The sequence below is a fragment of the Pseudomonas sp. MEJ086 genome (assembly GCF_030209025.1).
Taxonomy (GTDB): domain Bacteria; phylum Pseudomonadota; class Gammaproteobacteria; order Pseudomonadales; family Pseudomonadaceae; genus Aquipseudomonas; species Aquipseudomonas fulva_A.
In genome coordinates this window covers 128,029-149,701 of the sequence record NZ_JARVSV010000025.1, presented here as the reverse complement: position 1 = coordinate 149,701, position 21,673 = coordinate 128,029, and the positions used below count along the sequence as shown (strand labels likewise).

20 protein-coding genes are annotated in these 21,673 nt (G+C 63.9%); 3 read left to right on the top strand and 17 right to left on the bottom strand.

The window, feature by feature from the left end; all coding sequences use genetic code 11:
* Nucleotides 1-73: 73 nt before the first annotated feature.
* The 3 genes from QRN22_RS16855 to QRN22_RS16845 form a co-directional block, all read right to left on the bottom strand.
* The gene (locus QRN22_RS16855; protein WP_042553687.1) at nt 74-793 is read right to left on the bottom strand and encodes an ABC transporter ATP-binding protein; all 720 of its coding nucleotides are present in this window, start codon (nt 791-793) and stop codon (nt 74-76) included.
* A gap of 1 nt (nt 794) precedes the next feature.
* Complete coding sequence (locus tag QRN22_RS16850; RefSeq protein WP_042553688.1) at nt 795-1,628, bottom strand: ABC transporter permease; 834 nt, start codon at nt 1,626-1,628, stop codon at nt 795-797.
* A gap of 74 nt (nt 1,629-1,702) precedes the next feature.
* Nucleotides 1,703-2,692 carry an aliphatic sulfonate ABC transporter substrate-binding protein gene (locus QRN22_RS16845; protein WP_042553689.1) on the bottom strand — a complete coding sequence of 330 codons (990 nt, stop codon included), beginning with the start codon at nt 2,690-2,692 and terminating at the stop codon, nt 1,703-1,705.
* Between the two features lie 313 nt (nt 2,693-3,005).
* Here QRN22_RS16845 and QRN22_RS16840 point away from each other — a divergent pair, with 313 nt between their 5' ends.
* Nucleotides 3,006-3,446 (top strand): hypothetical protein, encoded by a 441-nt coding sequence (locus QRN22_RS16840; RefSeq protein WP_042553690.1) that lies wholly within the window; start codon nt 3,006-3,008, stop codon nt 3,444-3,446.
* Nucleotides 3,447-3,604: 158 nt separating this feature from the next.
* On the opposite strand, the gene QRN22_RS16835 is transcribed toward QRN22_RS16840, so the two are convergent.
* The 13 genes from QRN22_RS16835 to QRN22_RS16775 all read right to left on the bottom strand — a co-directional run bounded on the left by QRN22_RS16835 (nt 3,605) and on the right by QRN22_RS16775 (nt 16,288).
* Complete coding sequence (locus tag QRN22_RS16835; protein ID WP_197077013.1) at nt 3,605-5,227, bottom strand: gamma-glutamyltransferase family protein; 1,623 nt, start codon at nt 5,225-5,227, stop codon at nt 3,605-3,607.
* Nucleotides 5,228-5,238: 11 nt separating this feature from the next.
* Nucleotides 5,239-6,015 carry an ABC transporter permease gene (locus QRN22_RS16830; protein WP_042553692.1) on the bottom strand — a complete coding sequence of 259 codons (777 nt, stop codon included), beginning with the start codon at nt 6,013-6,015 and terminating at the stop codon, nt 5,239-5,241.
* Nucleotides 6,008-6,766, bottom strand: coding sequence for an ABC transporter ATP-binding protein (locus QRN22_RS16825; RefSeq protein WP_042553693.1), 759 nt, complete (start codon nt 6,764-6,766; stop codon nt 6,008-6,010). The genes QRN22_RS16830 and QRN22_RS16825 overlap by 8 nt, the downstream gene beginning before the upstream one ends.
* Complete coding sequence (locus QRN22_RS16820; RefSeq protein ID WP_042553694.1) at nt 6,763-8,070, bottom strand: acyl-CoA thioesterase/bile acid-CoA:amino acid N-acyltransferase family protein; 1,308 nt, start codon at nt 8,068-8,070, stop codon at nt 6,763-6,765. Before QRN22_RS16820 ends, QRN22_RS16825 begins: the two co-directional genes overlap by 4 nt.
* Nucleotides 8,067-9,131 (bottom strand): ABC transporter substrate-binding protein, encoded by a 1,065-nt coding sequence (locus tag QRN22_RS16815; protein WP_042553695.1) that lies wholly within the window; start codon nt 9,129-9,131, stop codon nt 8,067-8,069. Before QRN22_RS16815 ends, QRN22_RS16820 begins: the two co-directional genes overlap by 4 nt.
* Before the next feature lie 28 nt (nt 9,132-9,159).
* Nucleotides 9,160-10,695 carry a class I adenylate-forming enzyme family protein gene (locus QRN22_RS16810; RefSeq protein WP_042553696.1) on the bottom strand — a complete coding sequence of 512 codons (1,536 nt, stop codon included), beginning with the start codon at nt 10,693-10,695 and terminating at the stop codon, nt 9,160-9,162.
* On the bottom strand, nt 10,692-11,480 hold the full coding sequence (locus QRN22_RS16805) for a VOC family protein (protein ID WP_042553697.1): 789 nt from the start codon (nt 11,478-11,480) through the stop codon (nt 10,692-10,694). Before QRN22_RS16805 ends, QRN22_RS16810 begins: the two co-directional genes overlap by 4 nt.
* Before the next feature lie 4 nt (nt 11,481-11,484).
* The gene (locus QRN22_RS16800) at nt 11,485-11,907 is read right to left on the bottom strand and encodes a PaaI family thioesterase (RefSeq protein WP_042553698.1); all 423 of its coding nucleotides are present in this window, start codon (nt 11,905-11,907) and stop codon (nt 11,485-11,487) included.
* Between the two features lie 84 nt (nt 11,908-11,991).
* Nucleotides 11,992-13,008 (bottom strand): zinc-binding dehydrogenase, encoded by a 1,017-nt coding sequence (locus QRN22_RS16795; protein ID WP_042553699.1) that lies wholly within the window; start codon nt 13,006-13,008, stop codon nt 11,992-11,994.
* Nucleotides 13,009-13,025: 17 nt separating this feature from the next.
* Complete coding sequence (locus tag QRN22_RS16790; RefSeq protein ID WP_042553700.1) at nt 13,026-14,009, bottom strand: ABC transporter substrate-binding protein; 984 nt, start codon at nt 14,007-14,009, stop codon at nt 13,026-13,028.
* 26 nt (nt 14,010-14,035) lie between these two features.
* Entirely contained in the window at nt 14,036-14,800 is a 765-nt protein-coding gene (locus tag QRN22_RS16785; protein WP_042553701.1) for an ABC transporter permease, read from the bottom strand.
* A 1-nt stretch (nt 14,801) separates the two neighbouring features.
* A complete protein-coding gene (locus tag QRN22_RS16780) occupies nt 14,802-15,563 on the bottom strand; it encodes an ABC transporter ATP-binding protein (protein WP_042553702.1) in 762 nt (253 codons plus the stop codon).
* Entirely contained in the window at nt 15,560-16,288 is a 729-nt protein-coding gene (locus QRN22_RS16775; protein WP_042553703.1) for a GntR family transcriptional regulator, read from the bottom strand. Before QRN22_RS16775 ends, QRN22_RS16780 begins: the two co-directional genes overlap by 4 nt.
* 396 nt (nt 16,289-16,684) lie before the next feature.
* Here QRN22_RS16775 and QRN22_RS16770 point away from each other — a divergent pair, with 396 nt between their 5' ends.
* Nucleotides 16,685-17,164 carry a hypothetical protein gene (locus QRN22_RS16770; RefSeq protein WP_373565144.1) on the top strand — a complete coding sequence of 160 codons (480 nt, stop codon included), beginning with the start codon at nt 16,685-16,687 and terminating at the stop codon, nt 17,162-17,164.
* A 476-nt stretch (nt 17,165-17,640) separates the two neighbouring features.
* On the top strand, nt 17,641-19,227 hold the full coding sequence (locus QRN22_RS16760) for an ABC-F family ATPase (protein ID WP_042553706.1): 1,587 nt from the start codon (nt 17,641-17,643) through the stop codon (nt 19,225-19,227).
* 530 nt (nt 19,228-19,757) lie between these two features.
* On the opposite strand, the gene htpG is transcribed toward QRN22_RS16760, so the two are convergent.
* Nucleotides 19,758-21,659, bottom strand: coding sequence for a molecular chaperone HtpG (htpG, locus tag QRN22_RS16755; protein WP_042553828.1), 1,902 nt, complete (start codon nt 21,657-21,659; stop codon nt 19,758-19,760).
* Between the last annotated feature and the right edge of the window lie 14 nt (nt 21,660-21,673).

The following is a 21,673-nucleotide window of genomic DNA, read 5'->3' as shown; positions in this document are numbered from 1 at the left end:
ATCGGCAGCGGGGTGTAAAGATGAAGCATTTAGCCATTACGACGAACATCGCTGTCGCGTGGTCTGCCACCATTCAGATCGCATGAGCCAGGTGCAGCTCGGTCAGCGCCTCGGCTTTCAGCCGCGACAGCTCTCCATCACGGCGGTCACGAGGACGTGGCAGGTTGACGATCAGTTCTTGCCGAATACCGCTGGGGCGATTGCCCATCACCAGTACCCGGTCACTGAGATACAGCGCCTCATCCACGTCGTGGGTCACCACCAGGAGGGCGATGGCATGGTGTTCGGCAAGCTCGAGCAGCAGATCCTGCAGTTTCATGCGGGTGAAGGCATCCACTGCACTGAAGGGTTCGTCGAGCAGCAATACCCGTGGCCGCGAATAAAGCCCGCGAGCCAGGGCGACGCGCTGCGCCATGCCGCCGGAGAGCGCTTTGGGCAGCGCGCTGGCGAAACCCTCCAGGCCCACTTCGGCGATCAGTTGTGTCACTCGCTCACGGTCGTAGTCGCGGTCGTCAGCAAAGCCGATGTTCTGCTCCACCGTGAGCCAGGGCATCAACCGCGGCTCCTGAAACACGAAAGAGACGGCGCCACCCTGCTCACCGAGCAGCACGCGGCCCGTGTACTCACGCTCCAGGCCTGCGACGATGCGCAGCAAGGTGCTCTTGCCGCAGCCACTGGGGCCCAGCAGGCTGACGATCTCCCGCTCGCGCAGGGATAAAGCGACGTTTTGCAGCACGGTCACGCCAGCGAAGCTCTTGCGCTCCACACGGATATCCAGCAATGACGCAGCCATCTCAAACCTCCTTGCCCGTGAATGCGTCACGCCAACCCAGCAAACGCTGCTCCAGCTTGGCCAGCAGGCCGTCGCTGAGCTTGCCGAGCAAGGCCAGGACGATGATCGAGGCCAGGACGATGTCCGGCCGCGAGGTTTCCCGGCCATCGGTGAGCAGGTAACCGAGCCCCTTGGTGGCGGCGATCAGTTCGGCGGCGACCAGAAACATCCAGGCCAGGCTGAGCCCGCTGCGCAAGCCGGTCATCAGCCCGGGCAACGCAGCCGGCAGAAGAATGCGCGAGACCAGGCGACGCGAGCTGAAGCCATACATCTGGCCCACCTCGACCAGCTTGCGATCAATGTTGCGGATGGCCGCGACGCCGTTGACGTAAACCGGAAAGAACGCGCCGATGGCGATCAGAACGACCTTGGAGGTCTCGTCGATGCCCAGCCAGAGCAACAGCAGCGGTACCCAGGCCAGGCTGGGAATCGCCCGCAGCCCCGCGAAGGTGGGCTCCAGATAGGCTTCAGCCTCACGGCTAAGGCCCACCCAGGCGGCCACCAGCAGGGCCAGCCCGGCGCCGATGGCGAAACCGGCGAATACCCGCGCCAGGCTGGCGCCGATATGCCCCCACAGCGGCCCTTCGGCCAGCTCGTGCAGAGTCAGCACGATCTCGCTGGGGGCCGGCATCTGATAGGACGGAATCCAGCCGATGCGCACCACGATTTCCAGAAACACGATCAGCAGCAGCGGGATGACCAATCCCTTGGCGCGCCGACGCCAGGCACTGGCATCGAACCCCGGTTTCCATGGGGAACTGCGCAAAGCCGGCAGCGACTTGCTCTTGATTGTCATGAAAGACTCCGGTGTCGAAGCGAGGTGAACGCAGCGCGGGCCACAGCTAACAGAGGCCCGCGCTGCAACCACGCCTATTTGGCGGCGATGGCCTGCTTGCCGAACGATGGCTCGATGAGTGCGTCCACCACGGCGTTCACGTCGGTACCGCGGCGTACCAGTTGCTCTTCGAGCAGGATGGGTGCGGCAGCCTTGAGCGCTGCGATATGCTCAGGGCCGGGCTGGGCGTTGCTGAAGTCGGTGCGCTGCAGTTGCAGCTTGGCCACTTCCAGCGGCAGCTTGGCTTCTTCGGAAAGAATCTTGGCGAGTTCCTCGGGGTTGGCGCGGGCCCATTCACGGGCCTTTTCATAGGCGGCCAGCACTTTGTCGATGGCCTGCGGATGCTCCTTGGCGAAGGTCTCGGTGACGCTCACCACGCCGTAGCTGTTGAAGTCGAGGTTGCGATAGAGAATGCGCGAGCCAGCCTGCAGCTGGCTGGCAGCGAGCAGCGGGTCGAGACCGGCCCAGGCATCGACGTCACCCTTTTCCAGGGCAGTGCGGCCGTCCGGGTGCTGCAGATGCACCAGCTCCACGTCGTTCTTGTCGAGGCCGACGGTGGCTAGGCTGCGCAAGGTGAACAGGAACGGATCGGTGCCTTTGGTGGCCGCGATCTTCTTGCCTTTCAAATCCTCCAGGGTCTTGATCGGCGAGTCCTTGCCGACCACCAGTGCGGTCCACTCCGGGCGGCTGGCGACGTAAACGGTCTTGATCGGGCTGCCATTGGCACGGCTCAGCACTGCGGCCAATCCTGCGGTGGAGCCGAAATCCACACCGCCGCTGTTCAGGTACTCGAGAGAGCGGTTGCTGCCCTGGCTGAACACCCAACTCACCTTGGTATCGGGGCCTACGCTCTCCTCCAGCCAGCCAAAGCGCTTGAGCACCAGGCTGGTCGGTGAGTAGTAGGCGTAGTCGAGCTTCAGTTCCTTGGGCAGCTCTGCCGCCTGCAACGGCGCAGACAGCGTGAAAGCGGTAGCGGCTAAGGCCAGCAGCCGTACGAACGAATTGGCGACACGGGATTGGCGCATGGAATGCTCCTGACAGGGACAGAAGCGGAACGACAGCCGACGCCGCCGTGAAGGCGCCGCTCGGATCCTTTCCGCGATTGAGCAGGACATTGCAGCACTCGTGCCAGCGCCCAGGGCCCGGTTTCCGGGGCTTTCAGCGCGCCCTTCTGCCACGCCACGGGCAATGTGTTAATTCGCTGTTGTTCAGCGAACAGTTGCGGCCGGAAACGGCCCCGCCACTCAGGGCCGACGCTTCAGGCGAAGCGGTGGTGGCACTCGGCACCAGTCGAAATGCTGGACTAGAGTCAGGAGACATCACGGAGGAAGTAACGCAATGGCCAACAAGAACGACCTGATAAGAGCGCTGAAGATCTACCGAGAAAGAACCGATGACGCCATCGCCGAACGATACAGGCAGATCAGCCTGGTCAAGGAACAGTTGAGCGAGCTGATCAGGATGATCAATGTCGATATTTCGGGAGTTGGCGGCCTCGATCTGATCCGCAGCGAAGAACCGCACGCCTTCGATGGCGCGATCGTCGAGCTCGAGTCGCTGAAGATCGTCCTGGCCGGCAACACCGTTGATATCAAACCCGGCATCGTCGACTCGTCTCTGCAGGTGACCGTCAGCAACCTGTCTCCCGAGCATCCATCGCTGATCATTCGCAAGGAACACGGGCAATGGATCGTCTTTTCGTCGGCCGAGACCTTTCTGTCACAGTTCAGCAATGACTTTCTGCTGAACCATCTCGTTGACCTCGTGAATCGCTCCTAGGGCCGCCAGCACGGGCATCGCTGTCTCGGCATGCCCTCGCACACGCTGCCCGAACTGGTGATAGCGCCTGATCATGAACGGCTGGATAGCCACGCTGAGCGCCAGTCATCGTCCTGCGACAACCCACAGAGTGCCCGGGCAGCACCCCGTACGGCCCGTCAGAACCCCACTGCCTGGCCATCCCGGCGACCGTCGCTGGCAGCCACGTAGCCGTGGTTCGGGTCATCCGAGAGCCGCCAGATGAACTGCCCGGAACCGAAGTCCATGTAGGGGTCCTCGACCGACTTCAACGGGTTGCCCAGGGCCGCGAGACCGCGCACGGCGTCGGCGTTCATGCTCGCTTCCAGGTCCACCGAGAAGTCCCGGTTGACCTTCCAGCGCGGCGCATCGCAGGCAGCCTGGGGTTGCTGGCCATAGTCGAGCATGCGCACCAGGGTCTGTACGTGGCCCTGGGGCTGCATGTCGCCGCCCATCACCCCGAAGCTCATCTGCGCCACGCCGTCGCAGGTCAGGAACGCCGGAATGATGGTGTGGAACGGTCGTTTGCCAGGTGCCACCACGTTGGCCGAGGCCGGGTCGCTGGAGAAACCGGCACCGCGGTTCTGCAGGCTGACGCCATAGCCCGGCACCACCACGCCCGAGCCGAAGCCCATGTAGTTGGACTGGATGAAGGACACCATCATGCCGTTCTCGTCGGCGACGCTGAGGTAGACGGTACCGCCCGACCTGGGCAGACCGAAACCGGGATTGCTCGCCTTGCCCGGATCGATGGCCTTGGCGCGTTGCGCGAGGTACGCGGGATCGAGCATCTGCTCTGGCGTGACCTCCATGCTGCGCGGGTCGGCCACGTAGCGATAGACGTCGGCGAAGGCCAGCTTCATGGCTTCGATCTGCAGGTGCTGCGAAGCAGCCGAGTCGACCGCCAGAGCCGCCAGGTCGAAATGCTCGAGAATGCCCAGAGCGATGAGGGCGGCGATGCCCTGCCCGTTGGGCGGTATCTCGTGCACGTCGTAACCGCGATAACGCTGGGAAATGGGCGTCACCCATTCCGGTCGATAGTCGCGCAGGTCCGCTGCGCTCAGGTTGCCACCGGTGGCGCGTGCGTGGGCGATGATGGCCTCGCCGATCTCACCCTCGTAGAACGCCCGTGCGCCGTGCTCGCCCAGTAGCCGCAAGGTGCGCGCAGCGTCGGCGAAGACGAATTTCTCGCCGGTTCGCGGTGCCCGGCCGCCAGGCATGAAGGCCTCGGCGAAGCCGGGCTGATCACGCAGATCGGGCACCGCGGCCGCCCATTTGTGGGCAACGATCGGGGCGATGGTAATGCCCCGCTCGGCCACCTCGGCAGCCGGAGCCAGCACGTCGGCGAACGGCCGCTTGCCGAAGCGCTCGTGCAGCGCGGCCCAACCGGCCACCGCGCCAGGTACCGTTATCGAATCCCAGCCGCGTACCGGGCGCTTCGCGTGGCCCTTGCCATCCTCACCGTGGCGCTGGCGAAAATACTCCGGTGTCCAGGCGGCAGGTGCCGTGCCCGAGGCGTTCAGACCCTGCAGCGACTGGCCGTCCCAGACCAGGGCGAAGGCGTCGCTACCCAGGCCACAGGACACCGGCTCGACCACGGTGAGCATCGCCGCCGCGGCGATTGCCGCGTCCACGGCGTTGCCGCCGGCCAGCAGCAGGCGCAGGCCTGCCTGGGCCGCGAGAGGGTGCGAAGTCGACACCACGTTGCGAGCGAACAACGGAATGCGGATCGACGGATAAGGGTTGTGCCAGTCAAAGGACATCGGGTTCTCCATCAATGTTTACGGGATCGGACAGCGCCCGGCTCCCAGAAGATCACACGGCGTTGCAGCCAGCGCACGGTCTGCGCACCGCACAGACCGATCAGCGCCAGCAGGATGACACCGGCGAACATGGTCGACAGGCTCATGCTCACCGAGCTGGACGCGATCAGATAACCCAGGCCACGCTGGGCGGAAAGGAACTCGCCGACCACCGCACCGATCAGCGCCAGCGACACGCCGATCTGCAAACCGGCGAACACCTCGCCCGCCGCCGCAGGAAACTTCACGTGGATCAGCAGGTAGAGCCGCGACGCGGAAAACGAACGGCAGGCGTCGAGCAATTCGGGGTCGGTTCGCCGAATGCCGTTCACCGTATTGACGAACAGCGGGAAGAAGCAGACCAGCGCCACCAGCACGATCTTCGAGGCCATGCCGAAGCCGAACCAGACCAGAATGATCGGCCCCAGTGCGACCTTGGGTGTCGCCTGCAGGCCGATCAGCAAGGGATACACGAAGCGCTCGAAGGTTTCCGACTCGGCCAGCAAGGCGCCCAGGACGATCGCCAGCAGGCAGCCGATCACGTAACCGCTGAGGGTTTCACCCAGGGTGACGCCGATGTGCGGCCACAGGCTGCCATCGGCAAAACCGCCCGCCAGCGCCTGATAGACCGTCAGCGGCGCAGGCAGCAGATAGTCGGGAATTTCGAGCAGGCGCACGGACAGATCCCAGATCAGGATCAGCACCGCCAGGCTGGTCAGTGGATAGAGCACGGGAAGCAATCTACGCATGGGTGAAGTGCCTTCGCAGTTGTTGGCAGAGCGCGATGAACGCCGGGTCGGCCAGGGTTTCCAGGGTGCGCGGGCGCGGTAGCGTGATCGCCACCTCGTCGATGATGCGCCCGGGGCGCGGCGACATGACCAGCACCCGGTCCGCGAGAAACACCGCCTCCTGAATGCTGTGGGTGATGAACAGCACCGATTTGCGCTGCTGACTCCAGATGTGTTGCAGCTCCAGGGTCAGTGCCTCCCGTGACAAGGCATCGAGGGCGGCGAACGGCTCGTCCATCAGCAGCAGTTGCGGATCGTGCAACAGCATGCGGGCGATCCCGACACGCTGCTGCATGCCCCCGGAGAGTTCGAACGGGTAGTCGTTGGCGAACGGGCCGAGGCCGACCAGCTCGAGCAGCGCCGTCGCCCGCTGGCGAGCCTCGTCGATGGGCAGGCCAAGCGTGCGTGCCGGTAGCAGCACGTTGTTCAGCACGGTTTTCCAGGGCAGCAGATTGGGTTTCTGGAACACCACGCCGGTATGCCGGCCAGGGCCTTCTATCGCCTGCCCGGCGACCACCACTCGCCCTTGGCTGGCGTCGAGCAAGCCTGCCGCCAGTTTGAGGACGGTGGACTTGCCACAGCCAGAGGGCCCGAGCACCGCGACGAACTCCCCGTCGGCGATGCTCATGCTCACGTCGGCCAGGGCCTGAATCTCTCCGCGACGGGTCTGGTAGGTCAGCCCCACCGCCTGGAGGGTCAGGGCCGCGCTCATGGCTGCGTCTCCCGTGCACGCAGCGCATCGGCCAGGAACTTCAGCACGGCCTGCCAGCTCTCTCGGTTGGCACGGGCATTGGCTGCCGGGGTGCCGCCACCACTGATCAGCACACCGGCGACCGGATGAACCTTGGCGATCTGCGTGGTGGGCATGCAGGGAAAGCCGATGGCGTGACCTGCCCCTTCGTTACGCGCATGGCTGACCGGCCAGGCATGCCCTGCCGCCTGCAGTTCGGCCTGAATACGCTCGCTGTAAGCGCTGGACGGCCAGAAACCATCGTCGGTCCCCGAGATGAGCAGGATCGGCCCATCGATGCGCTCAACGGCAATGCGTGCCGCCGCGACGCTGGCTGCATGGGCTTCCACTGCCACGAAGGCCGGTGCCTGGCGAATCGCCGCCCCGGGTTCGGGGGGCTGGTCGAAGGCCCGCCAGTCCGCCGCGGGGTTGTCCCTCCAGACATTGCGCAGCGGCTGGCCACGCCATGTCCATGCGTCGGCGTCACGTGGCTGCTCCGGACGCCCTGCCCGCAAGGTGCCGTGGATCACCGCGCTCGGCACGTAGCCGATCACCGCGGATACCAACTCGGGAAAGGTCGCCCCCAGCAGCAATGCCAGCTCACCGCCGCGAGACAAGCCGGCGACAGCGATGAAGCCATGCCGCGGCTGCAGCTCGCGCCGCGCCCAGAGCAGTGCTTGCTCGAAGTACTCCAGCGGCGTGTCGGAAATATGCTCGGGCCGCCCCGGCGCCTTGAAAAAGGCCAAAGCCAGTGCTGCATAGCCATGGGCGGCATACAGCGCCGCACGTTGCTCCGGCGTACCGCCGCCCGAACCATTGAGCACGATCACCAGCGGGTGTGGGCCATCGCTGGCAGGGCTGAACACGGTTGCGGAAAGCCCCTCATCGCGGATTTCACGGCGGCTCACCCCGGGGGCGAGAAAGCGCTGGGTGAGCGTGGCCGAGGCGCTACCGCCAGCGGCATCGCCTATCTGCAAGCGAATCGACAGGGGTTCCAGCCCCTCGCTGGCTTGCGGCCTGCGGGGCGGGCTCAGCTGGCGCAACGCCCACACCGGCGCCAGCGCCTCCAGCTCGCTCCAGTCGCCAGCAAGGGGCACTTGTGCATCGATATCCAGCACGCCGTCGGCAGCGACTTCGAAGCTGGCCTCGCTCTGCCACAGGCTGCCATCGGGATGTTCCAGGGTCGCCGTCAGATGCGCCACACCCGCGCTCAGCCCCAGCACCCGAACGCGCCGGGGCTGGTCGATCAGCCCATCGGCAATGTCGATTTCGAACGCCGGGGTCATTTCGCCGCCTCCGCACGCTTGCGCAGCGCGTCACGGTCGAAATCGTTGAAGGCGGGTACGAACTCGTTGGAGAACACCTGCTCCACCGGCACCTCGGCACTGGGGAACTCGCCCGCCTCGGCCATGGCCTGTACCGCAGCGCGAATCGCCTGCAGGTCATATTGCCCCGGTACGCGCGGGCTGCCATCCGGGAAATACAGGGTGCGCTGCAAACGGCGAGCGAGCAGCGTCTTGGCGTCTTCGAGGCCCTTGCCCTGGGCATCGGCAGGCTTGCTTTCAGGGTGCTGACGCCAGAATGCCTGGACGCAGAACGCCGGGTTCACCTCGCACACGAACTGTGCCTCGGTATAGGCGCGGCCGAAACGGCGGATCAGATCGGGGTTGTCCTTGAAGGTGTCCTGGTGAGCGATGAAGCCGTTGCCGGGGTTGTTCTGAAACACCTCGGGATACTGGATGCGCCGGGTTTGCGTGCCGGACAGTTCCAGCATGTCCCCCCAACTGTTGTTGAAGTTGAGCGCATCCACCTGACCGCTGCGCAGCGCCTGAAAACCCGCGCCGAGCGCGCCGACGGCGACGAATTCGACGTTCTTGCCAGGCTCCAGGCCGGCGACGCGCAGGGCTGCGCGGCTGTTCGGCAAGGTGCCCCAGGTCAAGGCACCGACCCCGATCTTCTTGCCCTCGAGATCGGCCAGGGTCTTGATCGGCGAATCGGCGAGTACCTGGTATTCCAGAGTCTGGCTGGGAACGCCGTTGTAAAAGTAGCGCAGCGGCAACGGGTTCTTGTTGAAGTGGCTGGAAAGCACCGGCTCGGCGACCGGGAAGCCGAATGTCACCCGTTTGCTGGCAACCTGTGGCAACAAGGCGCCAGCCCCCTGGAAGACCACGGTCTCGACGCTCAGCCCCTGTTCCGTGAACAGCCCCAGTTCCTGGGCTGCGGCATATGGCGCGCCGTCGTGAACGGCGGCGGGAATGGCAAGGGCGACGGTGACCTCGTCGAGGGCATGGGCGTGGCTGGCAACTGCCAGCGTGAGGGGCAGCAATGAGCGAATGGCGAAGCGCATGGAGGCAGATCCTGGGTTGTGTTGAAAGTCAGATGGGTTGGCGCTCCAACGCTCCGGTGGTCCGGCCACTGTTCTGGAGGTTTTGCCGAGCCTTGTCGAGCAAGGCCTTGCGGTCGATCTTGTGGGTGGAAGCAAGCGGCAAGGTGTCGACGAACCATACCCGGCGCGGGTGCTGATAGGCCGGCGCATGCTCCAGGGTGAAGGCCTTGATCTCGGCCTCGCTGACCTGGCTGCCTTGGCGCCGCACGACGAAAGCCATGGGTTTGAACCCTTTGATCTCGTCCTCGACTGGCACCACGCAGGCCTGCTGCACCGCGGGGTGACGTTCGAGCAGCTTTTCCACCTCGCCGGGATAGATGTTCTCGCCACCGCTGACGAACATGTCGTCACGACGGCCCACGAAGGTATGGAAACCATCGGCATCGCGGCGGAACACGTCGCCCGTCACGTAGAAGCCATCGGCCGTGAACGGCGCGGCCAGGTCAGGCCGGTTGTGGTAGCCGGACATCAGCCCGGGGCTCTTCAACTCGAGCACGCCCTCATCCGCCAGCAGCCCTGCCTCATCGCGCAGGCGCAGTTGCACGTCCGGGTGGGCATGCCCCACCGATAGCACCGGGCTGGCCAGCCCCTGCGGATGGGCGCCGAAGACCACCGGACCACCTTCGGTGGTGCCATAGGCATTGATGATCCGTGCATTCGGCAGCAGGCGGTGGATCTGCTCGAGCAGGCTCGCACTCACCGGCGCCGAGCCCATGCGCACCACCCGCACGGATGACAGGTCGGCGCGCTCCAGCAGCGCCTGCTCGCGCAGCATCATGGCGATCATCGGCGGCACGGCGGTCAGCCAGGTACAGCGGTAACGCTGGATCGCCTCGATATAGGTGACGGCACTGAACTGCGGCAGCAGTATCGCGGTGGCACCGCTGGCCAGGACGAGAAGCGCCAGCGCCAGCGCATTCATGTGGTACAGCGGCGCCGCGATCAACGCACGCTCGTCGGCCAGCGGGGTGGCCTGCAAACGGGTGCGCACGATCCACAGGTGAGCGCGGTGGCTGAGCACCACGCCCTTGGGCTTGCCAGTGGAACCGGAGGTGTAAAGCATCATCGCCGGCTCGTCACCGAGCGGCTGGAAGGCTTGCAGAGGCCCCCGTTGAGCGAAAGCCGCCAGCTCATCCGCCTCCAGCGATACGCGCGGCATGTCGGGGGCTGCATCTCGATGCGGCGCGTCGCAGAACAGCAGGCGCGCGCCACTGTCGGCGATCACATAATCGATCAGCGTCCTGGGGAATCGGTGATTGACCGGCACGGCGACCAGCCCGGCGCGCATGATGCCGAGCACGGCCGCGATGCAAGCCACCGAGTTGAAGGTCAGCAAGGCAATGCGCTCCCCCTGGACGAAGCCCCGGGCCAGCAGCGCACAGGCAATGCCATTGGCCAGCTCGTCCAGTTCACGGTAGGTGCAGCGCGACTCGTTCAACTGGCTGTCGAGGCCGATGAACGCCAGTCGCTCACCCGGACTGTCGCGGCCGATCACACTGCCCAAATTGGCGATCTGCGCATTCATGCCAGGCACTCCAGCACGGTGGCGAAGCCCGGGATGACGATGGTGACCCGATCGGCCTCCTGCCGATGGGGCAAGCCGAGACTCGTGGCGCGGCGCGCCAGGTCTGCCGGATCGCCACCACGCAGGCCGATGGAAACGAAGCGCTCGGCACGCTCGTGCTCTTGCCCTACAGCTTGCACATCCCTGGGGCGCCACGCCGCCCTATCGATGACCTCGACGCTGAATCGTCCGTCGAAACGCCCCAGGCGCTCGAACGCCTGACGTGTCTGCTCCGGTTGCTCGCTGACCACCGTCAGCCGCTCGATGCGGTGAATGCCATTGGCGTGGCCCAGCCACTCGGGCCGCCAGACCAGTTCCGGTGTTTGATGATGGCAGAAGTACACCCGGCCAGCGGCGAACTGCCCAGGCACCAGCCGGACGGTACCGAAGCGAGCGTCAAGAGAGGCCCCATCGACCTCCACCGGCCTGGAGAAATGCTGCACCGGCTGGACCAGAAAGCCGGCCTGCACCAGCGCTGCATGGGTGGCACGGGGGTCGTCACTGGCCAGTACCAGGCCGTCGATTCCAGGTGGGCTGTCGAGGATTTCCTGGCGCAGACGCTCGCCGCCGGCGGGCAGCCCGATCAGCTCCAGGTAGCCCTCGTCGAACATGATCAGGTTGTTGATCGAGCCGAGAGAGTGATGCCCGCGGGGCGTGAGCGTGAAGCCCAGGCCCGCGAAGATGGCTGCGGCCGCATCGAGATCGAAGCGCGCGTTGATGACCAGGTGGTCCAGTGCCGCACTCATGGGATCACACCTTAGGGGCGGGCGTGGAATAGACGCCGCGGCCGCTGGCAACCAGATGGCCTTCGCCATCGAAGACCTGCGCCTCGGCCACCGAGAACTGCTTGCCGAACTTGATCACCGTGCCCGTGGCGCGCAGATCGCCCTTGGCTGGCCGGTGGTAGTCGACACGCAGGTCGATGGTCGGCACGCCTTTGCCGGTTCTGGACACCAGCGCCCAGTCCGCGGTCAGATCGACCAGCGCCGCGAGTATGCCGCCGTGGGTGTAGCCACCCTCGACATTCACCACCCATTCTTCGCGCCATTTCGCGCTGAGCTCGATGCTGCCCTCGCCCACGGCCAGAACCTGCAGGCCCAGCCATTGGTGATAAGGGCCCTTGAGCAGTTTGGCCTGGATATCGGCAGCGCTCGGAAGTGTCGTTTCGGTCATGAGATCAATCCTGTTGAATTGTTTCGAAGGTGCTGCAATCGCCCGCAAACGGACGATTGCACGGTGCTGATCGATGCAAGCCGGTCAGGGCGTGACGACCACCTTGCCCAGCACTTCGCGATCACGGATCAGCGCCAGGCCTTCGGCGGCCTGTTCGAGGGGCAGTACGCGGTCGATGATCGGGTCGATCCGACCTTCGGCGATCAGGTCGAGGAGCCCGACCAGGTTGTCTTCGTAGAAGCTGTTCGAGCCTTTGATGTTGAGTTCGAAGCTCCAGACGTAGCGCAGGTCTTCCTTGGGGTCGTGGCCGGCGGTAGCGCCGCACACCAGCAGCGTGCCGCCGCGCTTGATGCACTTGAGCGATGGCAGCCAGGTGTCGCCACCGGTGAAGTTGATCACCACGTCCACGCCGCCTTCGTAGTTGCGGCGCTGCGGCTTGCCGTACTGGCCGATGGCCCACTTGGAGAAGTCGGTATCGCGGTAGTTGATGACGTGGTCGGCACCCAGGGTCTTGAGGCGCTCGCCCTTCTCGTCGCTGCCCGCACAGGCGATCACCTCGGCGCCCAGCAGTTTGGCGAGAATCACGCAGGCGGTGCCCACGCCACCGCTGGCACCGAGGATCAGCACGCGGTCCCCTGCCTTCACGGTGTTGTGGGTGATCAGCATGCGGTGGGCGGTGCCATACGCCACCGGCAAGGCCGCCGCCTGTTCGAAACTCACGGCATCGGGCAGACGGATCAGCTGCCGCGCATCGACCAGGGCGTACTCGGCCATGCCGCCGTCGACCATCTCGCCCATCAGACCGACGTCGGGTTTCAGCGGGTTGATCAGCACGCGGTCACCGACCTTCCAGCCCTCGACTCCTTCACCCAGCTCGCTGATGGTGCCGGCCAGATCCAGGCCGATGACCACCGGCAGCGGCACCTTGATGCCGGGCATGCCCTTCACCGTGAATACATCGTGGTAATTGAAGGACGATGCGCCAACGCGAATTACCACGTGTCCGCTGCCCACTGCCGGTATCGGCTTGTCGGTGACGACGCGCAACTGGTCGAGGTCGCCGTGTTCGTCGAGTACCAGAGCTTTCATGGTCTTGCTCACAGTCGTTGTCTCCGTGATTACTTGATGTGTTTGGCTTGGGTGTAGGGTTCGGTGGCGAACAGGTCGTCCTTGAGTTCGCCCTTGATCAGGCCGCCGTCGACGAACACCTGGTGCTGACGGCGCAGAGTTTCGATGTCCGCCGGCTCGAAGGCGATGCGGTTCATGGCATCCCACTGGCCGACGTACACGCGGGCATCCTGCTCGGGCAGGTTGGCGCTCTTCTGCAGGATGCGGACGACTTCATCCGGGTTCGCCTTGCCCCAGGCGAGCGTGTCGCGCAGGCCAGCGATGACCCGGGCGACAACCTCCGGCTTGTCGTCGACCAGCTTGGCGGCCACCGTGCCGACGCCGATGTACGGCACCGCCTCGGCGTGCGTGAGGGTCTTCCATTCCTCGGCGAAGCTGCCCAGGCGCTTTACCTTCAGCTCGTCTTCGAGCTGGGCGATGGTGACCGAACGCAGGGCCGCGCCATCCACCTGTTTCTGCGCCAGGAACTGCGCCAGGCGCGACTCGTTGCCGCCGACCAGGGAGAAGTCGTTGGTCTGGATGCCATGGTTGCCGGCCAGCACGGCGCCAGCGATCACCGCCACCGAAGAGCCGGCCGGCGACATGCCGATTTTCTTGCCCTTGAGCTCGGCCAGCGAGGTGATCGGCGAATCGGCCGGCACCACGAACTGCACGTCGGCTGGCTGGGTCGCCGCGAAGATCCGGATCGGCACGCCTTCGGCCGCCGTCGAGAACACCCCGGCAAGCGGTGCGCCGAACGCCAGGTCGATGGAGCCGGCGGCCAGTGCGCGGATCGGCGCATTGACGTCGGGGAAGTGCACGAATTCGGCTTCGATGCCGCGTTCGGCGAGGAAATCCTTGGATTCGAGCACCGAGCCGTAGCCCAGGCTCACACCGCTGGTCCAGTAACCGATACGGACCTTGTCCGCCGAATGGGCAGCAAAAGGCAGCACCGCGGTCGCGGCCAGGGCGGCGACGGCAATCAACTTACGCATGGATTGATCCTTGATAGAGGGAGGAGCTAGGGGGTTTTCCAACGAAACAGCCGGCGTTCGAGGGGCTTGAGCACCCCCGCTTCGAGCGCCAACATCAGGGCGACCAGCAACACGGTCCAGGCGAACACCTGGTCGCTCTGCACCAGGTCCGCCGCCTGGCGCAGGCGATAGCCGATGCCATCGGAAGCGCCGAGCGTCTCGGCCACCAGCGATACCCGCCAGCCGAAGCCGAACGCCAGGCGGGCACCGGAAAAGAAGTACGGCAGGATGCTCGGCAGCGAGATCTTCAGCAGGATCTGCAGCCGCGACAGGCGAAACGAGCGCGCCAGCTCCACGTATTGCCGCTCCACGGTCTTCGCGCCCTGCCAGACGTTGGTGAGGATCAGCGGCATGGCGGTCATGAACACCACGAACACCGTGGTGGCGTCGGAGATGCCGAACCAGATGATGGCGAAGATCGCCCAGATCGCCGACGACACGGTGTTGAACACCGACAGCACCGGCTCGAAGAAGCGCGCCAGTGCGGGGCTGCTGCCGAGCGCCAGGCCCAGCGGCGTGCCGACCAGCGTGGCCAGTGCGAAGCCGCTGAGCACCCGACCGAGGGTGGCGCTCAGGTCATGCAGGAAGGTGTCGCTCTGCAGCAGGTTGCCCAGTGCGGTGAGAACCTTTTCCGGCCCGGGCAGCACGAACGATGGCAGGCGACCTGCGGCGTACCACCAGAGCAGGCCGACCACGGCGATCAGCGCGAAGCGTTGCAGGGCGAGACTGGAAAAGCGCTTGGCGGTATCCATGTCAGACCTCCAGACGCAGGCGACGAACCTGTTCGTTGACGGCAGGCTCGGTGGGCACCCGTGGGCGCGGCAAGGCCATTGGATGGATGGCGCGAATGCGGCCTGGGCGCGGCTCCAGCACTACCACCCGATCAGCGAGCACCACCGCCTCTTCCACGTCATGGGTGACGAACAGCACCGTCATGCCGGTGAGCGCCTGCAGACGCAGCAGCTCGTCGTGCATCTGACTGCGGGTGTGCGGGTCGAGCTTGGAAAACGGCTCGTCCATCAGCAGCACCTGGGGTTTCACCACCAGGCTGCGCGCCAGAGCGACCCGGCTGCGCATGCCGCCGGACAACTGATGCGGCCAGGATTTCGCAAAGGCCTCGAGGCCAACCAGGCGCAGCGCCTCGGCAACCCGCCGGGCACGCTCGGCCTTGCCGACGCCACTGCCCTCCAGCCCGAAGGCGACGTTGGCCTGCACGCTGCGCCAGGGCAGCAGGCGGTCCTCCTGAAACAGGTAGGCGATGCGCCGCCAGTCGCTGAAAGCTGCCGAAGCCTGGCCGAACAAACGCAGTTGGCCCTGATCCTGGGCGAGCAACCCGGAAACGATATTGAGCAAGGTGCTCTTGCCACACCCCGAAGTGCCCAGCAGCGCGACCACTTCGCCCTGCCCCACCTCGAAGGAGATATCGCGCAGCACCTCGAGGGCGTCGAAGCGCTTGCCGATACCCTGCAAGGTGATCGCCGACACCGCGAGATCCTGCTGCAGTGCGGCATTCATCGGGCGAACCTCGCCGCCAGCAGCGGCAGCGATGCGCCGGCTTCGCTGAGGCTGGCATAGACTTTCTCCAGGGTCATGGCCTGGAAGGTTTCGATATGCCGGCGAGCGATCAGCTCGGCGCGCTTGCCGTCGCCTTCCTCGAACGCGGCGATCATGGCGTTGTGGTCGTGCTTGATTTCGGGCTTGGTGCCCTGAACGTTGAACCCCAGCGCCACCAGTCGCGTCATCTCGTCCATCAGCCCGGACAACGTACGCAACAACCGTTCGTTGCCGGTGGCCCGGGCGATCTCCAGGTGGAACGCCTTGTTGGCGTCCATGAATACATCGATCTGATCAGGCAGAGAAACGGGGTGGCGAACCCGGCAGGCGGCCTCCAGCTCCCGCAGGCGCTCGATGTCGACGCGGCCGACCGCCAGCCGAGCCGCCAACGGCTCGAGCTGCACGCGCAGGGTGAAGACCTCCTCGACGTCCTTCACGGTGATCGGCGCGACCTGATAGCCCTTGCGCGGCAGAGACCTGACGAAGCCCTCGTGGGACAGACGCGTCAGCGCGATCCGGCAGCTGCTCTTGCCAATCTCGTACAGCTCCATCAGCCCAGGCTCGGTAATCAGCGCGCCTGGCGTCAGCCGGCAGGACAGGATGTCGCGGCGGATCCGCCCATAGGCGGCATCGCCTTGGTTGGCGGCATCCAGCATACGATCGGCGGGGGCGATGGAAAGAGACATTCGGCAGCCTTGGCAATAACGGTGAGCAGCTCACAGAGAGGTTCTGCGATGCCTACGAATGGCCGTTAAGCTAGACCAGAACAGGCGAATTTCGAACGAATTAATTCCGCTAAACATAGAGGCTGCAGGAATAGACTAAGCAGCTCAAGGAAACTTTAATGCATAAAAACTCAAGCGCCATGCCGCTCATGCCGGGCCTTTGAAGGTTATTCCCCAGGCGCTCTACCAAGCGCTGGCCAACGCCGCTGACACCACGCCCGGCGCGTGGGAATCACCAACCCGAGTGCAATTTCTACCGAGCGAGGGGCCTGCCTTGACGAACCGATGGCTTGTTTTTACCTTGATTGCCTCAGGGTATTTCCTGTGCTGGCCCGGCGCAGATACCCGTACCAAGGAGTGAAGAGCGTGAAACCAATCAGAGAAACCTGCCTGGCAATGGCTTTGATTGCAGTCAGCGCCTGCTCGACGGTAAACACCAAGAAAGGCAACGACGTGGAGGAAGCTGCCAAGCTGCTGATAGGCCAGCCCGCCAGCAACGCCTTTGCGGTCTTCGGCGAGCCCGACCACGGAATGGGACCTTCGCCATACGGATCGGGCGGTTTCTATGCCTGGAATCGCTTGCAAACGCACCTGAGCCCCGAGAAAGAGTTCATCAAAACGGGCGTGGAGTATGTCGGTGAGCAACAAACGTGGGTCACCATTGGTGGCCAAGGTGCAACAGGCATCATGCCGGCTTACAGCCAGCCGGTTTACCGCGATGTGGGCTACTACGACAACGTCACCATCGTCGACTATTTCTGCAATATCACCCTGTTCACGGACAGCAAGGACATCATCAACAATGTCACGGTAATCGACTGCGAGGACAAGAGGTAGCGCTGGCGCCGCCCGGCCTGTAGCTCCCGCTGCGCAACGCGCAGCACTTCCCGTGTCGGCGGTGCGGGCCGACCGCCCAGTCGAGGCGCTGGAGAAGCCAGGGCATACGCTGAGCGCCCCATCGTCGACATCGGCACACAGCGAACGCCCTGCTGCTGCCCTCGCAAGCAGAACGCCTGGACGATCAACAGACGAGTGACCTGCATCATCAGCGGCCCCGCCCTTGAAAGCGCTGGGTATTCGCTACCGTCCTCCGTACAATGCGCGCCTCACTTACGCAACTATGTGTCTGATGGCAGGCATGGCCCCGGCTTTCATCGCCAAGCAATTGGGCCATTCGATACAGATTCTGCTGACCCGCTATGCCCGATGGATCGATGGCGAGGGCGACTGGGCAGCGGTGAACACGCTACGAATTGCCCCAAAACTGCCCCAAGACTGAATCCACACCTCTGAAACATGCGAGTTAGAGCACTTTGATTTCCACAGCTAATATCACGATGCAGTTCGGTGCCAAGCCGCTGTTCGAGAACGTGTCCGTTAAGTTCAACAACGGTAACCGCTACGGCCTGATCGGCGCCAATGGCTGCGGCAAGTCGACGTTCATGAAAATCCTCGGTGGCGACCTCGACCCTTCCGGCGGCCAGGTTATGCTCGAGCCGAACGTGCGTCTCGGCAAGCTGCGCCAGGACCAGTTCGCCTACGAGCAATTCAACGTGATCGACACCGTGATCATGGGCCACGAGGAGCTGTGGAAGGTCAAGGCCGAGCGCGACCGCATCTACTCGCTGCCGGAAATGAGCGAAGAAGACGGCATGAAGGTCGGTGAACTCGAAGGCGAGTTCGCGGAAATGGACGGTTATACCGCCGAATCCCGTGCCGGCGAGCTGCTGCTCGGCCTGGGCATTCCGTTGGAACAGCATTTCGGCCCGATGAGTGAAGTCGCCCCTGGCTGGAAACTGCGCGTGCTGTTGGCTCAGGCACTGTTCTCCGATCCGGACGTGCTGCTGCTCGACGAACCGACCAACCACCTGGACATCAACACCATCCGCTGGCTGGAAACGATTCTGACGGCGCGTAACAGCACCATGATCATCATTTCCCACGACCGTCACTTCCTGAACTCGGTCTGCACCCACATGGCGGATCTGGATTACGGCGAGCTGCGCCTGTTCCCGGGCAACTACGACGAGTACATGACCGCTGCGACCCAGTCGCGCGAGCAGTTGCTGTCGGACAACGCCAAGAAGAAAGCGCAGATCTCCGAGCTGCAGAACTTCGTCAGCCGCTTCTCCGCCAACGCCTCGAAAGCCAAGCAGGCCACCAGCCGTGCCAAGCAGATCGACAAGATCCAGCTGGCCGAGGTCAAGCCGTCGAGCCGGGTCAGTCCGTTCATCCGCTTCGAGCAGACCAAGAAGCTGCATCGCCAGGCCGTGACCATCGAACAGATGTCCAAGGGCTTCGATGGCAAGCCGCTGTTCAAGAACTTCAGCTTCACCGTCGAAGCCGGCGAGCGCGTCGCGATCATCGGCCCCAACGGTATCGGCAAAACCACCCTGCTGCGCACCCTGGTCGGTGAACTGAGCCCGGACGCCGGTGCCGTGAAGTGGACGGAAAGCGCCGAGGTGGGTTACTACGCCCAGGATCACGCCCACGACTTCGAGGACGACGTGACCCTGTTCGACTGGATGGGTCAGTGGACCCAGGGCGAACAGGTCATCCGCGGCACACTGGGCCGCATGCTGTTCTCCAACGACGAGATCCTCAAATCGGTCAAGGTGATCTCCGGTGGTGAGCAAGGCCGCATGCTGTTCGGCAAGCTGATCCTGCAGAAGCCCAACGTGCTGGTGATGGACGAACCGACCAACCACCTGGACATGGAATCCATCGAAGCGCTCAACCTGGCGCTGGAGAACTACCCGGGCACGCTGATCTTCGTCAGCCATGACCGCGAGTTCGTCGGCTCCCTGGCCACGCGCATCATCGAGCTGTCGGACAACGGCGTCACCGACTTCAGCGGCACCTACGACGACTACCTGCGCAGCCAGGGCATCATCGTCTGATCGTCTGAACCGGCACGACCAGAAGCCCCGTCATCCGCTGGATGATGGGGCTTTTTTGTATGGGCTGATTATTGGCTTCGCAGGCCAGGCCATATCGGTTGCAGGCTGCGGCCCCACTGGGGGTAGCCGAGATCAGGTTTCCTCCTGTGGGAGCGGGCCGTGGCCGCGTTTTTTCGCGCGCATGGCGCGCTCCCACATTCGTAATCTTTCATCAGGATCGCCGCGCGGTCTCATTGATGGATTCGTAGGGTGGATCGGGGCGCGTCGCTGACGCTTTTCATCCACCATTCAGGCAACGAGCGGTGGACGGATAAAGCGACGTCCATCCTGTGGGTCGAGCGTGTCGAGAGCGGATATCGGCTTCCCCATTTGCGCTCGCCGCAAGGACGTAGCCTAGCTTGAGCATAGCGATACCCAGGGATTTTCCCGAGTGTCGCTGCGCTCGACCCTGGCTACCAAATCGAAAAAACCAGATTGCAGATACAACAACGCCGCTCGATCGAGCGGCGTTTTGCATAGCGGCTAGCGGGTCAGGCAGAGAGCTCGACCAGCAGCTTGTTCAGGCGCTGCACGTAGGCGGCTGGGTCTTTCAGGCTGTCGCCTGCAGCCAGAGCGGCCTGATCGAAGAGGATGTGCGACAGATCGCCGAAACGGTCTTCGTCCGGCTCGGCATCCAGCTTCTCGATCAGCGGGTGGTTCGGGTTGAATTCGAAGATCGGCTTGGAATCCGGCACCTTCTGGCCGCTGGCCTCAAGAATCTGGCGCATCTGCAAGCCCAGGTCCTGTTCGCCGATGGCCAGGATGGCTGGCGAATCGGTCAGGCGATGGGAGACGCGAACCTCCGCGACCTGCTCGCCCAGCGCGCCCTTCAGACGCTCGACCAGACCTTCCTTGCTCTTGGCGACTTCTTCCTGAGCCTTCTTGTCCTCTTCCGAGTCCAGCGAGCCCAGGTCCAGGTCACCGCGGGCAACGTCGATGAACGACTTGCCATCGAACTCGGTGAGGTAGCTCATCAGCCACTCGTCGATACGGTCGGTGAGCAGCAGCACTTCGATGCCTTTCTTGCGGAAGACTTCCAGGTGCGGGCTGTTCTTGACCTGCGCGTAGGACTCGCCGGTAAGGAAGTAGACCTTGTCCTGGCCTTCCTTGAGGCGGCCGATGTAGTCGCCCAGGGAAACCACCTGCTCGCCCTCGCCTTCGGCAGTCGACGCGAAGCGCAGCAGGCCGGCGATCTTCTCCTTGTTGGCGAAGTCTTCCGCGGGACCTTCCTTGAGGACCTGGCCGAAGTTCTTCCAGAACGCCTTGTACTGCTCGGGTTCGTTCTTGGCCAGCTTCTCCAGCATGTCCAGCACACGCTTGGTCAGCGCCGACTTCATGGAGTCGATCACCGGGTCCTTCTGGAGAATTTCACGGGAGACGTTCAGCGACAGGTCGTTGGAGTCGACCACACCCTTGATGAAGCGCAGGTACAGGGGCAGGAACTCGTCCGCCTGGTCCATGATGAACACACGCTGTACATAGAGTTTCAAACCACGCGGTGCTTCACGCTGGTACAGGTCGAACGGCGCACGACCGGGCACGTACAGCAGCGACGTGTATTCCAGCTTGCCTTCGACCTTGTTGTGGCTCCAGCTCAGCGGGTTGTCGTAGTCGTGGGAAACGTGTTTGTAGAATTCCTGGTACTGCTCGTCGGTAACCTCGGTACGCGGACGCGTCCACAGCGCGCTGGCGCGGTTGACCACTTCCCACTCCTCGGCCGGCTTGTCCTGCTCTTCGCCATGGCTTTCTTTCGGCAGCTCGATCGGCAGGCCGATATGGTCGGAGTACTTCTTGATGACGTTGCGCAGGCGCCAACCATCAGCGAACTCTTCTTCGCCGCTCTTGAGGTGCAGGACGATGCGGGTACCGCGCTCGGCCTTCTCGACGTTGGCGACCTCGAAGTCACCCTCGCCCTTGGAGGCCCAATGCACGCCTTCGCCAGCCGACAGACCGGCACGGCGGGTGAATACTTCGACCTTGTCGGCAACGATGAACGCCGAGTAGAAGCCGACGCCGAACTGACCGATCAGGCTCGAGTCCTTCTTCTGGTCGCCGGAGAGGTTCTTCAGGAAATCGGCGGTGCCGGATTTGGCGATGGTGCCAAGGTGCGCGATGGCCTCTTCACGGCTCATGCCAATACCGTTGTCTTCGAGGGTGACGGTCTTGGCGTCCTTGTCGAAGGTCACGCGGATCTTCAGCTCGGCACCGCCCTCGAGCAGCTCGGGCTTGGCCAGCGCCTCGAAACGCAGCTTGTCGACGGCGTCGGAGGCGTTGGAGATCAACTCGCGCAGGAAGATTTCCTTGTTGGAATACAGCGAGTGGATCATGAGGTGCAGCAGTTGCTTCACCTCTGTCTGGAAGCCCAGGGTTTCTTTTTGAGTTTCCACACTCATGGTCATCTAACTCC

Bases quoted from the DNA above. Each gene is read 5' to 3' on its own strand.
- QRN22_RS16855 (WP_042553687.1), bottom strand. From the start codon at position 793: ATGGCTGCGTCATTGCTGGATATCCGTGTGGAGCGCAAGAGCTTCGCT.
- QRN22_RS16850 (WP_042553688.1), bottom strand. From the start codon at position 1,628: ATGACAATCAAGAGCAAGTCGCTGCCGGCTTTGCGCAGTTCCCCATGG.
- QRN22_RS16845 (WP_042553689.1), bottom strand. From the start codon at position 2,692: ATGCGCCAATCCCGTGTCGCCAATTCGTTCGTACGGCTGCTGGCCTTA.
- QRN22_RS16840 (WP_042553690.1), top strand. From the start codon at position 3,006: ATGGCCAACAAGAACGACCTGATAAGAGCGCTGAAGATCTACCGAGAA.
- QRN22_RS16835 (WP_197077013.1), bottom strand. From the start codon at position 5,227: ATGTCCTTTGACTGGCACAACCCTTATCCGTCGATCCGCATTCCGTTG.
- QRN22_RS16830 (WP_042553692.1), bottom strand. From the start codon at position 6,015: ATGCGTAGATTGCTTCCCGTGCTCTATCCACTGACCAGCCTGGCGGTG.
- QRN22_RS16825 (WP_042553693.1), bottom strand. From the start codon at position 6,766: ATGAGCGCGGCCCTGACCCTCCAGGCGGTGGGGCTGACCTACCAGACC.
- QRN22_RS16820 (WP_042553694.1), bottom strand. From the start codon at position 8,070: ATGACCCCGGCGTTCGAAATCGACATTGCCGATGGGCTGATCGACCAG.
- QRN22_RS16815 (WP_042553695.1), bottom strand. From the start codon at position 9,131: ATGCGCTTCGCCATTCGCTCATTGCTGCCCCTCACGCTGGCAGTTGCC.
- QRN22_RS16810 (WP_042553696.1), bottom strand. From the start codon at position 10,695: ATGAATGCGCAGATCGCCAATTTGGGCAGTGTGATCGGCCGCGACAGT.
- QRN22_RS16805 (WP_042553697.1), bottom strand. From the start codon at position 11,480: ATGAGTGCGGCACTGGACCACCTGGTCATCAACGCGCGCTTCGATCTC.
- QRN22_RS16800 (WP_042553698.1), bottom strand. From the start codon at position 11,907: ATGACCGAAACGACACTTCCGAGCGCTGCCGATATCCAGGCCAAACTG.
- QRN22_RS16790 (WP_042553700.1), bottom strand. From the start codon at position 14,009: ATGCGTAAGTTGATTGCCGTCGCCGCCCTGGCCGCGACCGCGGTGCTG.
- QRN22_RS16785 (WP_042553701.1), bottom strand. From the start codon at position 14,800: ATGGATACCGCCAAGCGCTTTTCCAGTCTCGCCCTGCAACGCTTCGCG.
- QRN22_RS16780 (WP_042553702.1), bottom strand. From the start codon at position 15,563: ATGAATGCCGCACTGCAGCAGGATCTCGCGGTGTCGGCGATCACCTTG.
- QRN22_RS16775 (WP_042553703.1), bottom strand. From the start codon at position 16,288: ATGTCTCTTTCCATCGCCCCCGCCGATCGTATGCTGGATGCCGCCAAC.
- htpG (WP_042553828.1), bottom strand. From the start codon at position 21,659: ATGAGTGTGGAAACTCAAAAAGAAACCCTGGGCTTCCAGACAGAGGTG.